Here is a 13,409-nt window from a genome sequence, read left to right on the forward strand (position 1 = left end):
AATTACATAACAATAAAAATAAAAATCTTCTAATAACAATAAGAAAGCTTGTTTAAACAAGTCATGGAAAAAGAAATTAACCACCTTTATGGTGGTTTTTTCTTGCCTGAAACAATATAAACGATTTGTATTTTATTAAAAAAACTGTTTATATATCATATAGTTCTTGTTTTATTACAAAATTATAAAAAAAATGTGTTGATCTTTGCGGCATATTTCATTGTTATAGAAGAAACCAACCCAGCTAAGGAGAATGATAATGCTGACGCGTTTGGAAAAAGCTCAACAAAAATGGGGTGGTAGCCACACCGTGATCGACAAATGGCTCTCAGAACGCCAAGAGCTATTAGTTTTATATTGTCGTATTGCTGGCTTTTCACCGTATGATAAAAAAGACCATGCCTTACCTGACCAATTACAGATCCAAAATTTTTGCCAACTATTGATGGATTATTTATCTGCTGGTCACTTTGAAGTGTATGACGACATTGCCAAGGCATGTGAGCAAAAAGGCCCTAACAGCCAGCAGCTTGCCAATGAACTTTATCCAAGAATTTCGCAAACTACTGACATTGCACTTGATTTTAATGACAAATATGCAGAGGTGGATAAAGAAGATTTACTCAATGATTTTGATGACGACTTATCAAAACTTGGTGAAACACTTGAGCTGCGTTTTGAGTTAGAAGATGAGTTGATTGATAATTTATATTCTAATCACACCTAGATAATACACACAATTATTACGTTACAAGGAGCTAAGCTCCTTGTTTGCTGTTTACTTTAGGTCTTTTCTTTGCCCATCTATAAATTTAATATTCCCATAACACCCCATGAAATTGAAATTTATATTTCAATGATGTAATTATAGCCTTATTGTGCATTAAAACTACACAGGCTCGCCATGAATAAACGTACATTTTTGAAATCTGTATCACTCCTCAGTGCAGGGTTACTCGCAGGCAATAGCGCTCAAGCAGCTAACCTATCAAGTCAAACTGCACTAAGTTTAAAAAAGCCGAACGCCTTACCAAGCAGAGGCACAATTGGTGTAGCTAGCCCATCAGCAGCAACAGCAAATCAAAAAGACATTATTTTAGCTAAGCAAGTAATTGAAGCGCTTGGTTATAATGCTAAGTTAGCACCTAATATTATGGCTAGACGTGGCCACCTTGCGGGCACTGATACACAACGTGCAGACGATCTTAATGCGCTGTTTAACGACAGCAGTGTTGATGCTATTTTTTGCTTACGAGGTGGCTCTGGGGCGGCACGTATTTTACCCCTACTGGATTATGCCATGATCCGTGCTAACGCCAAACCGCTGATGGGCTACTCAGATATCACCGCACTTCATAACGCGTTACTAGCTAAAGCCGGTATTGTTAGTTTTCATGGACCTAACGCCTCTAGTGATTGGAATCCATTTCATGTTAAACAATTTAAACAAATGTTTGAGCAACAAACCCGCATGCACTTTAGCAACTTGCCAAAAGCCGAGGATGAATTGGTTAATAGCCAATACCTCACCCAAACCATCACACCAGGTAAAGCGACTGGACAACTTATCGGCGGTAATTTAACTGTACTAACAGCGCTGGCTGGCTCAACTTATTTACCACAATTTGACGGGGCTATTTTATTTTTAGAAGACATTGATGAAGCACCTTATCGGATTGACCGCATGCTCAGCACTTTAAAACTAATGGGTGCACTGGACAAAATAGCGGGGTTTGTATTTGGTGACTGTAACGATTGCAGCCCGGGAAATGGCTATGGCTCATTGACGCTAGATGAAATTTTTGCAGATTATATAAAACCGCTGGCTATCCCTGCCTACCGAGGGGCGATGATTGGCCATATAAAACGACAGTTCATATTACCGGTCGGTACGCAAATCGAACTCAATGCTGATACAGGTACGTTGACTATGAAAGAAACCGCCTTCAGCTAAGATTTTAGCAACAAAAAAAGGGGCTAATTAGCCCCCTTCTCGCACAGAATAAATAATTACTCTGCAGCTGCTGCTTGCTCTTCATTTTGAATTTCAAGTAATTCAACTTCAAAAACAAGTGTTGAGTTAGCTGGGATCTTACCTAAGTCACGATCGCCGTATGCTAGTTCTGCTGGAATAGTAAACTTATACTTAGAACCTACAGGCATAAGTTGTAAACCTTCAGTCCAACCAGCGATTACGCGGTTAAGTGGGAAAGTCGTTGGTTCGTTACGAGCATACGAACTATCAAATTCAGTACCGTCAAGTAGTGTGCCTTTGTAGTGTACTTTAACTACGTCAGTTGCTACTGGCATTTCACCATCACCTTGAGTGATCACTTCGTACTGTAGGCCTGATTCAGTTACTGTTACGCCTTCTTTCTTAGCGTTATCAGCTAGGTATTTTTCACCTTCAGCTTGGCTTTTTTCAGCTTCTACTTTGGCATGTTGCTCTTGCTTAGTACGTACTGACGTATCAAGTGCCGTTAATACTTCACGAATTTTCTCTTCGTCAATTTTTGCGTCGCCAGCAAGGGCATCTTCAAAACCACGAATTAATAGTGCTTGGTCAAGCTCAATGCCTAACTCTTTTTTATCAGCTAAATCTTTATTTAAGAAGTTACCAACAGATGCACCAATACCGTATGCTTGTTGTTGTACTTCAGTTTCAAGTTTAACAGGTGCTTGTTCTTGTTTTGCTTCTTGATTACAAGCTGTTAGCGCTAAAACTGACGCTGCAATCAATGACAATTTAATCGTCTTTTTCATTTTAAATCTCCGACACACTTTGCAGATGTCATTTATTGTATTATTACTAGTTAAAGGTTAACGGCCCATGGTAGGCTACTTATCTAATTTCTGATTGTAGGCTATACGCTCACTTTCACGTTAATTAGATAAACAACCTAGGCCTTCACGAGCCCTAGTCTAACCTCTCAATCACTAAGAGTTAAGGGGAAATAGCTGTAATATGTCGATATTTCGTACTTTTTTGTATCTTCTGTGCTGCACCTTGCTGATTGCCTGCTCAGAACAAAAAGACCAAGCCACTGCAAGCTATGAGCATGCAGCCAGAGGCGCGTTCGCCTCCGCAATATCTCATGATGGCAAATACAGCCTGATCTCATCTATACACCATGGGGTCGCCCTATGGGATAATCAACAGCAAGTACTAAAATACCAATGGTTTCAGCAACAAGACGCCGATAGCCTAGTACATACCGTGGCTATCGCTTATGACAACAGCCACGCTGTTACCGCTGAAAAAACCACTTTTGCAGTATGGGATATTGCCACTGGCAAAAATACCGGCTACTACAAAATAAAAACCGCCACTATTCGTGATATCGCCATTAGTAACCAAGGCCGCAGTGTTTTGTACGGTCGTAGCGATGGCGTTGTTGTTTACCTCGACTTAGAGACCGGTAGACGCATTGAGTTCCTTGGTCACCAAGAAAAAATTAACGCAGTTGCTTTATCGCCCAACGGAAATTTTGCTCTCAGTGGCTCCAACGATTATGCGGCGTACTTTTGGGATACTCGTACCGGACAAGTGATCCATCGCTTTAACCATCCAAGTCGTGTCACCCAAGTGACCTTAGATCCGCAAGGTCGCTATGCATTTACCGCCGACAGTATGACACAAGCACATGTATGGCAGCTGACAACAGGTGATCTTGTTAGTAAACTGCAGTATATTGCCCGCCAGAGAATTTTTACTGCGGTACGCTTTAATGAAGCAGGCACCTTGCTGGCAACAGGCTCACCTAACCGCTTAGTGGACCTATGGCAATTATCCAGTGGTGAACAAATTCAAAGTTGGCATGTAACACCGCGAGAAGGCAGTAGACCAAAATCAGCAGTGGTACTTGATGTCGCTTTTACTGACAACGATACTGCGTTGTTAACCGAAAGCTCCAGTGGGATCGCTGAGCGCTTTACTAGACGAGAAAAAAATGAACACAATTGAACATCGCTTAACAGAACTTGAAGCCAAAGTGGCTTTTCAAGACGAAACGATTGAAATTTTAAATGATGAAATAAAAGTTCACCAGCAGCTGTTGGCAAAAATGAAGCGCCAAACAGAGCTACTGGCTGAAAAAATTAAAGAGTCGCAAGCATCATCTATGATGATGTCAGACACGCCAGAACCTCCGCCGCCACACTATTGATGGTTGCGGGCGCTTAATCGCCCGGTTTAAACACGCCAATGACTTGTTCAAATTGGCGTGTTGATGCCTGAACAGCCTGCTCTGGCTGTGCCATTTTATGGCCGCACTGCATGCATTCGACTTTCTCTACATCGTGCTCTTTGTAAAGCATCATCATATCCATGGTTTTACACTCTGGACAGGTTGCCCCAGCAATAAATCGTTTTTTCTGTTTCACTACGTTTTCCCACAGTTTGAAAAGAAACTTGCTACATTTTAACCCAATAACTACCCAGTTGATACGCTGACGATTGAAATATAGTCCAGCTTCCGTGCTATGATAGCGCCAAGTTCACAAAGGCACAGTAAAGCGCAGACTACATGATCCAGATCTCAGAAATTGAATTACTTCGCGGCGGTAAAGCACTCCTTAAAGATGCCTCAGCTACATTATTTCCAGAACACAAAGTTGGCCTAGTTGGCGCCAATGGCTGCGGTAAATCAACACTCTTTAGTTTATTGAAATCTGAACTACAGCTTGATGCAGGTAATTGCAGTATCCCTAAAGACTGGTCTATCGCCTCGGTAAAACAAGAAACGCCAGCGCTAGATATCAGCGCAATTGATTATGTATTACAAGGTCATCCTGAGTATTACGCCATGCGTATTGCGCTGCGCAAAGCCGAACAAAATGATGATGGCGATACCCAAGCCAAAGTGCACATACAACTTGAGCACATTAAAGGCTATAGCATAGAAGCCAAAGCCGGCGAGTTACTTCACGGGTTAGGGTTTGCAAATAACCAAATTGAAAACCCCGTTAGTGATTTTTCCGGTGGTTGGCGAATGCGCTTAAACCTTGCCCAAGCGCTGATCCGTGATGCCGACTTGCTGCTACTGGATGAGCCAACTAACCACTTGGATTTAGATGCGGTGTACTGGCTGGAGCGTTTTTTACGCGCTTACACCGGTACTTTAGTGTTGATATCGCATGACCGTGAATTCCTCGATGCTGTAGTTGACCAAATTTGGCATATCGACAAGCAAAAGATCAATGTTTACAAAGGCAACTACTCGCAATTTGAACGTCAAAAAGCAGAGCGTTTATTACAACAACAAGCGATGTTTGAAAAACAACAGGATCAAATTGCCCACCTTGAGCAATTTATTACCCGCTTTAAAGCCAAAGCCAGTAAAGCCAAGCAAGCACAAAGCCGCGTTAAAGCGCTTGAACGTATGGAAAAGCTCGCACCAGCTCATGCTGACTCGCCCTTTGACTTTGAATTTGCAGAGCCTACCGCACTACCAAACCCATTGATGACACTCGATAAAGCTCAAGCCGGCTATGGCGATGTCACAATCTTAAATAGTATTAAACTTAACTTAGTCCCTGGTAGTCGCATTGCCCTACTTGGCCGTAACGGCGCAGGTAAATCAACCTTAATAAAATTATTGTCTGGCGACTTACAACCGCAAGCAGGCGAAGTATTCCAACATCAGGGCTTAAACATAGGTTACTTTGCTCAGCATCAATTGGAATCGCTAGATTTAAAAGCCAGCGCGATTACCCATTTGCAGCGTTTAAATCCTAAAGCCACCGAGCAATCACTGCGTGACTTTTTAGGTGGTTTTGCCTTTATTGGTGATAAAGCCCTTGAGCCCGTAGCACCGTTTTCAGGGGGTGAAAAAGCCCGATTAGTACTCGCAATGTTGGTCTATCAAAAACCAAACTTATTACTGCTCGATGAGCCAACCAACCACCTTGATTTAGAAATGCGTCATGCTTTAGTTATGGCGTTGCAAGGGTTTGAAGGCGCGATGGTTACCGTTTCCCATGACCGTCACATGCTAAAAAATACCGCCGACGAATATTACTTAGTGGATAACGGTGAAGTAACCCAGTTTGGCTACGACTTAGACGAATACTATCAATGGCTACTTAACGCTAATAAAGAAGCGGCAAAAACCACTCAAGATGACAATGAACCAAAAGCAAATTCAAGCGTTAACCGTAAAGAGCAAAAACGCCTAGAAGCAGAGTTTAGAAAAGCCACACAACCACTTAAAAAGCACATCGAAAAGCTTGAAAAGCAACTTGATAAACACTCAGCCGAATTAGCTGAAATCGAACAAGCACTTGGCGATAACGAGCTTTATAACGATGACAACAAAGCAAAACTCAAAGAATTACTAGCTAAACAAGCGACATTAACACCGAAAGTAAATGACATCGAAGAGGAGCTATTAATGGCCCTTGAGGAGATGGAACAAAAAGAACAGGCGTTTGCCAATGAACTTGCTTAACAGCAACGACTTTTGGCAATTTGCATGTCAGCTTTATAGCGAAGGTGACATGCAAGCACGCCTGTTAGATTACCAAAACCAGCAAGGTAAAAACGTTAACCTGTGCCTGCTACTGTATTATTTAGACTCTCTCAATCTAGCAATTAGCCAAACTCAGTTAAACAAACTTGAGCAATGTATTAGTGAATTTGATCAGCAGGTATTACAACCACTGCGTGCCGCCCGCGGCTATTTAAAAACCAACCACACCGAGATTGCAGATTATGCTGCAATTCGTAAAGACCTACTCAGCGCCGAGTTAAAGCTAGAAAAGCAACAGCAAGAGATGTTGATAGATGCGGTAAATAAATTTAGATTAGCTACGCATCCGGAGCCGAATAATATTAGGTTGTATTTGCTTAAGCTATAAGCAGCTCGGTGCGAACTTGTGTTTGGGGTATAGTTAGGGCAATCATGTCTAAAACCATTGCCCACGGATATTCATACCTGTAGGAGCCAGCTTTAGCTGCGAATATATTTTTATCTGTCTCACTGTCTTTTTTTGTACAAAATTTTAAAGTAATTTATCCACAATGAGGGTTTCGAGGCGCTACGCTTTAAAGAAAAGCCAGTAAAATATACTAGCGCATTTGTAGGTCGTGTATTAGCGCTTGAATTCGGCGGCTGTAGGCTTGTTGTTATTTTTGGTTCTCAACCTGATACCTATTAATGTTCCTATAACTGTACTTAAAAGTAAAATAGGTAGCTCAAAAGCTAAAGTTGGCGGGATAAACAACTCTTGCAAAATAAACGAAGTGATCGCAGTGCTAAATAAAAACCCCAACACATAAACTGCAAATGCATATTGCCAATTATGGCTTGAACTTCTGTAAGCCATAACCCCATACATGAATATGGATAAGAAAGCTGAGGGGATTAACTGGATTACGAAAAAGTCTTCAAAGGTTAGTCTCGCAACCATATTGATAACTTGTGATGTTAAGAAACCTAAAATTACATAAAAAAATGCCATCACTAAAGTGTATTTAACTATCCGCGTAACCCTCAAGATCTCCCCCTGTATTACAGTTTTTATAACCAATACAGTTTAAAATAAAAATGCAAAGACTGGTAGCTTTCCAGTTTTTTCATTAATAATGACCCGCAAGCTCCCTAGAGCTTTGCCACTTTAACCTTTCTCCTTGCAAACTCGCTAACTGATTTGATCCAAATCAACTTCTGTATCACTGCTAATCAACTTAGGAAAATAGCTTGATCTGGATCATAACAACCTAGTCAAACTGTCTCTATCATTAATCCATAGACATTAGGAGGCATTTATGGACGTATTCTTCAGAGACTTTTTTAGTGACCCAGTACTATTTTTATCATTTGGTTTTCTGGGAGTAGTGATCAGTTTATGCCTTTTCTTTGTGTACTTTTTTATCAAAAAAGTACATGACGACAAAACACCCAATCAGAATTAAGCACGACGCACAAAGCCCCTATCAAGTTATTTGATTAGGGGCTTTTTATTATTAAAAGTTTGTTACACTAGCGATTCTATTAGCTAAACATGTTTTAACTTATGTCTACAGATTTCAAGCCAGCTTGGTGGATGACTAATCGCCATGTGCAAACCATTATGCCACGGTTTTTTCGGCCTTTTCATAATACTCGCTACCAATTAGAGCAGCTTGATACTCCCGACGGCGATTTTTTAGAGCTCGCTTGGTCACAACCCAAAAACGATAACGCGCCGCTGGCAATTGTATTGCATGGCCTGGAAGGTAATATCAATAGCTTTTATGCAAAAGGCATGATGAAAGCCCTCAAAAAGCAGGGGTTTAGTGTTGTTTTAATGCATTTTCGTAACTGTTCTACTGAAGTTAACCGCCTACCCCGTGCATATCATAGTGGCGAAACCGGCGATCTCGATTTTTTTATAAAACAACTTAAGCAGCAGTTTCCAGATCGCTTGATGGTTGCAGTTGGCTTTTCACTCGGCGGTAACGTACTGGCCAAATACTTAGGTGAACAAGGCGAACAATGTTTACTTGATGGCGCGGCGGTTGTTTCAGCTCCTTATGATTTGTCGCCATCATGCCAAGTTATTCGTAAAAGTTTGGCTAAGATTTATCAAAAGTATTTACTCGATCGCATGAAAAAATCGATGCAGCGTAAATTACCGCAAATCACAAAACAGATTGATTTAACACCAGATCAGCTAATGGAAATTGATGATTTATGGCAGTTTGACGATAAACTGACAGCTCCTTTACATGGTTTTATTGGTGCTGAAGATTACTATCAACAAGCCAGCGCTAAGCCTTATTTAAAACACATTACAACACCCACATTAATTGTTCATGCGAAAGACGACCCAATGCTGTCAATTAAAGCTGTACCCAGTAGGCAAGATGTTAGTGAGCATGTTACGCTGCAAGTCTCAGAAAAAGGCGGCCATGTTGGCTTTATAAGTGGAAAAAATCCATTTAAACCGATTTATTGGTTAGAGCATGTAGTGCCAGATTTCTTCACCCAAATCGTCAAAAAAGAGCAGCTATGATCATTCCCCATGAGCAACTAGATAAAGACACTCTATACAATTTAATTGAAAGTTATGTGCTACGTGAAGGCACCGATTACGGTGAGCAAGAATTCAGTATTGAAAGTAAAGTGGCGCAAGTAAAACAACAACTACAAAATGGCGATGCCATGGTGTTTTTTTCAGAACTGCACGAATCAGTTACTATTATTTCTAAAGGTGAATTTAAAGCACTGCAAAGTGAAACACAATTTAACGAGTAAACTTGTAACCCTAGTTGTAAAAATAGACAATGGCTTTTTTACTAAAAGAGCCATTAAAAATGATAAAACTAAGCTCAGTAGTTATTGCCGTTGCACTTGCTTTATCAAGCCAAGTGCAAGGTGCAGACATTAGCGCATCAGCTAAAGCAATTAAACTCACCAAAGACACTATTTTAATCGATACTCATATCGATGTGCCGTACCGTATTCATGCTAAATGGGCTGATGTTACTAAAGCCACTGATGACGGTGATTTTGACTACCCACGCGCAGTTAAAGGTGGCTTAAATGCGCCATTTATGTCGATTTATATTCCTGCGCATTTGGAGTTTGAAGGGAAAGGTAAAAGCTTTCAGCTAGCAAATCAACTCATTGATAGTATGGAAGCAATTGCCCAGCGCGCCCCTGACAAATTTGCTATTGCCGATTCAACGAATGATATTAAAAAGCAGTTCAAACAAGGCAAAATGTCGATAGCAATGGGGATGGAAAACGGCTCACCAATTGAAGGTGACATGGCAAACCTACAGCACTTTTTTGATCGTGGTGTACGCTATATCACCCTTGCTCATTCACAAAGCAACCATATTTCAGATTCATCTTATGATATTCGCCGTAAATGGAAAGGTCTAAGCCCATTTGGTAAAAAACTGGTTACTGAGATGAACAATATTGGCATGCTGATTGATGTTTCACATATTTCAGATGATGCGTTTTATCAAGTAATGGAGCTATCTAAAACACCGGTTATTGCCTCACACTCATCACTGCGCAAATATACGCCTGGTTTTGAGCGTAATATGGATGACGATATGCTACTAGCGCTGAAAAAGAACGGCGGGGTTATTCAAATAAACTTTGGTTCAAGCTTTGTAACCGCTAAAGCAGGTGATTGGGGCAAGCAGTTAAAGAGTAAAAAAGAGTCGGCAAAAAAAGAAGGCACTAAATTAAGTCAAGATTTTGATGCCGCGTATCGTGCTAAAAACCCGTATCCATTTGCGAGTCTTGAGCAAGTACTTGAGCATATCGATCACGTTGTTGAGCTAATTGGTATCGATTATGTTGGCATCGGCTCTGACTACGATGGTGTTGGCGATTCACTGCCAGTAGGCTTAAAAGATGTATCTAGCTACCCGAATCTAGTGCAAGGATTAATGGATCGTGGTTACAGTGACAAAGATATCAAAAAAATCCTCAGTGGCAATGTGCTGCGCGTATGGCAACAAGCCGAACAGTATGCAAAAAAACATTAATTGATAAATAATTAGGTCCTGAGGTTCAGGGCCTAATTACTCTTTGATGGCTGAAAAATCTCATTTATCAATTTCTCTTGAGACGTGGACCCTGCCATTTTAATCAACTCATACATCGCTCCTGTTGTCGCAAATGTGCTTTGTGTACAGCTAAACGCGTCAAACAAGTTGTACTGGTAATGCGTTGACTCAGCTAGTAAATCACCTGAAGACACATCATATACAAAAAACTCAGCATAGGTATGAAGCGCATTTTCATCTTTATAATAACCGTCTTTAGATCTATATTTAAACGCGCCACTGAAAATCAAAACCGTGTCTACATTTTGTTGATTATTAAACTCAATGTTGCTCCATCGCGAGACGCCTACATCAGTATTAATGATCGACATAGATTGCTTATTTAACGGCACTAGTGCGGTATCAAAACCAGCAAAGCGCGCAATTATCCGCTGCGTTAGTAGCTCATTTAAACCCGTAGGGAGCGCATACAACTGCCGTTCATTGCTGAATACCGTAACCCCTGTATGCGTACAAAGTAAGTTATCACCAATCAGCGTAATCACACCAACTTTACCAAGCGGTTTGCGATTTTCTGCGATGCTGAGGGTTGCTTTTTTGACACTGTCTTTTTTAACCTTTTCTTGCTTTGTTGCGCACCCCGATAGGAGCAAAAACAACGCAATAAAAAACCACTTAAATATATTCATATTTCCTTTTCCGTGCTGTATACAACGACCAAACAACATGATGTTTGCAAAGAGAAGAGTCTCCTTGCTTAATTAAAAATAAAATTAATCTTCGTTATCAATCATACTTAGCGAATAAATTATAATACGCTGAAGCACACTTAACTTTCTACATCTTTTAACAGACTTATAGCCCCAAAAGCGGTAAATTACGCCTTTTCAAATATGGAGCCTCCACCACATGCCTATTAGTAAAGGATCAGTCGCAATAGCGCTTGCCTCAGCCGCACTTGTGATCTCGTGTTACGGTACATTTTTCAAATCAGTGAGTTTACCTAACGACAAAAGTAGCACTGAACAGTCATCGATCATTGTTACTAATATGCCACTGAATAATGACGGCAACGAACTTTCAGTTACCCAATTGCATAACAAAATAATATCTTTACAGCGACAAGTGACTAGCCTGAAAATAAAAAATACTTCTATAGATCAAGAATATAATAACGATGACTTTAAGGAGTTAGTGCTTGCTGTACTGACGGAAAAAGAACAGCAAGAAATAGATGAAATGCGTGAAAGCAACCCACTTTACGGTTTTTATGCCGACTTACCACAAGACTATGAACTACGCATAAAGTCAGACTCTGACTATGCGAAAAAAATAACCACACAATTACGAGAGCAAATACTCGACCCAAATGCCACAGACATCGATAGACTCGCAGCCCTAACTCAACTACAAATGAATATGTATATTTTGAATAAATCAAAAATACCTGAGTATGACTTTGCGGTAGTCGATAATATTTTAGAGCTGGCCGCTAATAGTGATGATGAGAAATTCAAAATCCAAGCCATTGAAGTCATAACTCAAGCACCCGTACTCGATCAACGCCTGACTGAGCGCTTTACTTCACTACTGCAGCATGAGTCTAACGATTATATTCGCCGTTTAGCGGGGCAAGGCTTGATATCGCAATACTATCAATCGCAAAGCTCAGAAGATGGCAATAGCCAACAAATTGCCCAGCATATTTTATCACTTTACCAGCACACTAGTGATGATAATGTCCGCTCTGTACTTGATGAAATGATTGGCAATGAAAGCATGCTAGCAGAACTGCGAAAACATGCTGAAGGTTAAACGTATTAAAAAACGGCTCTCATTCTGATATAAAAAATTCATATTTCTACTCATGAAGGATTACTGAGTTTTAACTATACTGTTTTGCATAAGTCGCTAAATAAGCTATCGACATAACGTAATATGCGCACGATTAAAATTAAAAGTGGCATTACAATTAGCTATCAAGATAAAGGAAAGAAATCAGCGCCTGTCATCATTATGATTATGGGCCTTGGAGCGCAGCTAACAGTATGGCCTGATGAATTATATTTAGGCTTAGTAGCTAAAGGGTTTAGAGTCATTCGTTTTGATAACCGCGATACTGGTCTTTCAAGCCAACTTGAACAATTTGGTAGCCCTAACCTATTCAAAATATGGCTAAATAAACGGTTACCTATTAAATCCCGCATCCCATACACCTTAGATGATATGGCAAATGATGTATTAGAATTAATGGCCGAATTAAAAATCAAAAAAGCGCATTTAGTCGGTGCATCTATGGGCGGCATGATTGCGCAAATTATCGCAGCTAAATATAAAAAAAAGGTCTTGAGCTTAACCTCAATTATGTCAAGTTCGAGTAAACCTAAGCTATCGGCGTCTAATTTAAAGCTATTTTTACAGCTTGCAAAACATCGTCGCGCCCAAGCCAGTCGTGATGGTGCTATACATTATAATATAAGGCTAAATCAATTAATTGGCAGCCCAGCCTATCCACAAGATGAACTAGCTTTGCGTAAACAAGCTACCCTAGGAGTGGATAGAGCACACAACCCGCAAGGCTTTAACCGACAACTTGCCGCTATTACTGCCAGTGATTGCCGGCAACATTTAATGCCGAAAATAAAAGCCCCAACCCTCGTCATACATGGCAGTTTAGACCCTGTCATGCCAATAGCCGCTGGAAAGCAAACCGCAGCCCAAATCAGGAAGGCTAAATTAAAGATAGTAAACGGTATGGGCCATGACTTCCCGCCAGCATTAATGGTAAAAATGACCAAGTGGATCAGCAAACACGTTAAGAAAGCAGAACAAAAGCGCGCGCAGAAAAAGTTAAAAAAAGCGGTAAGCGGTAAGCGGTAAGCGGTAAGCGGTAAGC

At 40.6% G+C, this 13,409-nt stretch carries 15 protein-coding genes; 11 read left to right on the forward strand and 4 right to left on the reverse strand.

All coding sequences use genetic code 11. The features are described 5' to 3' along the window. Positions 1 to 259: 259 nt before the first annotated feature. On the forward strand, positions 260 to 727 hold the full coding sequence (rsd, locus tag H5154_RS21545) for a sigma D regulator (RefSeq protein WP_145242408.1): 468 nt from the start codon (positions 260 to 262) through the stop codon (positions 725 to 727). A gap of 177 nt (positions 728 to 904) precedes the next feature. Beyond that, positions 905 to 1,954 (forward strand): LD-carboxypeptidase, encoded by a 1,050-nt coding sequence (locus tag H5154_RS21550; protein ID WP_145242406.1) that lies wholly within the window; start codon positions 905 to 907, stop codon positions 1,952 to 1,954. 56 nt (positions 1,955 to 2,010) lie between these two features. On the opposite strand, the gene fkpA is transcribed toward H5154_RS21550, so the two are convergent. Further along, positions 2,011 to 2,763, reverse strand: a complete 753-nt coding sequence (gene fkpA, locus H5154_RS21555; protein ID WP_145242404.1) for an FKBP-type peptidyl-prolyl cis-trans isomerase — start codon at positions 2,761 to 2,763, stop codon at positions 2,011 to 2,013. A gap of 202 nt (positions 2,764 to 2,965) precedes the next feature. Here fkpA and H5154_RS21560 point away from each other — a divergent pair, with 202 nt between their 5' ends. Together H5154_RS21560 and H5154_RS21565 are read left to right on the forward strand one after the other, a co-directional pair. Next, a complete protein-coding gene (locus H5154_RS21560; protein WP_182719569.1) occupies positions 2,966 to 3,964 on the forward strand; it encodes a WD40 repeat domain-containing protein in 999 nt (332 codons plus the stop codon). After that, on the forward strand, positions 3,951 to 4,166 hold the full coding sequence (locus H5154_RS21565) for a SlyX family protein (RefSeq protein ID WP_182719570.1): 216 nt from the start codon (positions 3,951 to 3,953) through the stop codon (positions 4,164 to 4,166). Before H5154_RS21560 ends, H5154_RS21565 begins: the two co-directional genes overlap by 14 nt. A 13-nt stretch (positions 4,167 to 4,179) precedes the next feature. Here H5154_RS21565 and H5154_RS21570 read toward each other — a convergent pair whose 3' ends face one another. Beyond that, a complete protein-coding gene (locus tag H5154_RS21570; protein WP_029216159.1) occupies positions 4,180 to 4,383 on the reverse strand; it encodes a YheV family putative zinc ribbon protein in 204 nt (67 codons plus the stop codon). A gap of 143 nt (positions 4,384 to 4,526) precedes the next feature. Between H5154_RS21570 and H5154_RS21575 the strand changes: the two genes are divergently transcribed. Next, the gene (locus H5154_RS21575; RefSeq protein WP_182719571.1) at positions 4,527 to 6,449 is read left to right on the forward strand and encodes an ATP-binding cassette domain-containing protein; all 1,923 of its coding nucleotides are present in this window, start codon (positions 4,527 to 4,529) and stop codon (positions 6,447 to 6,449) included. Further along, positions 6,436 to 6,858 carry a TIGR02444 family protein gene (locus H5154_RS21580; protein WP_182719572.1) on the forward strand — a complete coding sequence of 141 codons (423 nt, stop codon included), beginning with the start codon at positions 6,436 to 6,438 and terminating at the stop codon, positions 6,856 to 6,858. The genes H5154_RS21575 and H5154_RS21580 overlap by 14 nt, the downstream gene beginning before the upstream one ends. Before the next feature lie 234 nt (positions 6,859 to 7,092). On the opposite strand, the gene H5154_RS21585 is transcribed toward H5154_RS21580, so the two are convergent. Then, entirely contained in the window at positions 7,093 to 7,464 is a 372-nt protein-coding gene (locus tag H5154_RS21585; protein ID WP_220493437.1) for a hypothetical protein, read from the reverse strand. Between the two features lie 552 nt (positions 7,465 to 8,016). Between H5154_RS21585 and H5154_RS21590 the strand changes: the two genes are divergently transcribed. The 3 genes from H5154_RS21590 to H5154_RS21600 are packed head-to-tail and all read left to right on the forward strand — an operon-like array spanning position 8,017 to position 10,492. Then, positions 8,017 to 8,997: a hydrolase gene (locus tag H5154_RS21590; RefSeq protein ID WP_145242394.1), complete on the forward strand. Its 981-nt coding sequence runs from the start codon at positions 8,017 to 8,019 to the stop codon at positions 8,995 to 8,997. After that, on the forward strand, positions 8,994 to 9,239 hold the full coding sequence (locus tag H5154_RS21595; RefSeq protein ID WP_145242392.1) for a YheU family protein: 246 nt from the start codon (positions 8,994 to 8,996) through the stop codon (positions 9,237 to 9,239). The genes H5154_RS21590 and H5154_RS21595 overlap by 4 nt, the downstream gene beginning before the upstream one ends. 59 nt (positions 9,240 to 9,298) lie before the next feature. After that, positions 9,299 to 10,492 (forward strand): dipeptidase, encoded by a 1,194-nt coding sequence (locus H5154_RS21600; RefSeq protein ID WP_145242390.1) that lies wholly within the window; start codon positions 9,299 to 9,301, stop codon positions 10,490 to 10,492. Positions 10,493 to 10,524: 32 nt separating this feature from the next. On the opposite strand, the gene H5154_RS21605 is transcribed toward H5154_RS21600, so the two are convergent. Continuing rightward, positions 10,525 to 11,202 carry a hypothetical protein gene (locus H5154_RS21605; RefSeq protein WP_182719574.1) on the reverse strand — a complete coding sequence of 226 codons (678 nt, stop codon included), beginning with the start codon at positions 11,200 to 11,202 and terminating at the stop codon, positions 10,525 to 10,527. A 220-nt stretch (positions 11,203 to 11,422) separates the two neighbouring features. On the opposite strand from H5154_RS21605, the gene H5154_RS21610 reads away from it, so the two are divergent. Together H5154_RS21610 and H5154_RS21615 are read left to right on the forward strand one after the other, a co-directional pair. After that, positions 11,423 to 12,328, forward strand: coding sequence for a hypothetical protein (locus H5154_RS21610; RefSeq protein WP_182719575.1), 906 nt, complete (start codon positions 11,423 to 11,425; stop codon positions 12,326 to 12,328). Positions 12,329 to 12,451: 123 nt separating this feature from the next. Then, complete coding sequence (locus tag H5154_RS21615) at positions 12,452 to 13,393, forward strand: alpha/beta fold hydrolase (RefSeq protein ID WP_145242384.1); 942 nt, start codon at positions 12,452 to 12,454, stop codon at positions 13,391 to 13,393. The last annotated feature ends 16 nt before the right edge of the window (positions 13,394 to 13,409 follow it).

The sequence above is a fragment of the Pseudoalteromonas sp. SR44-5 genome (assembly GCF_014163675.1).
Lineage (GTDB): Bacteria > Pseudomonadota > Gammaproteobacteria > Enterobacterales > Alteromonadaceae > Pseudoalteromonas > Pseudoalteromonas rhizosphaerae.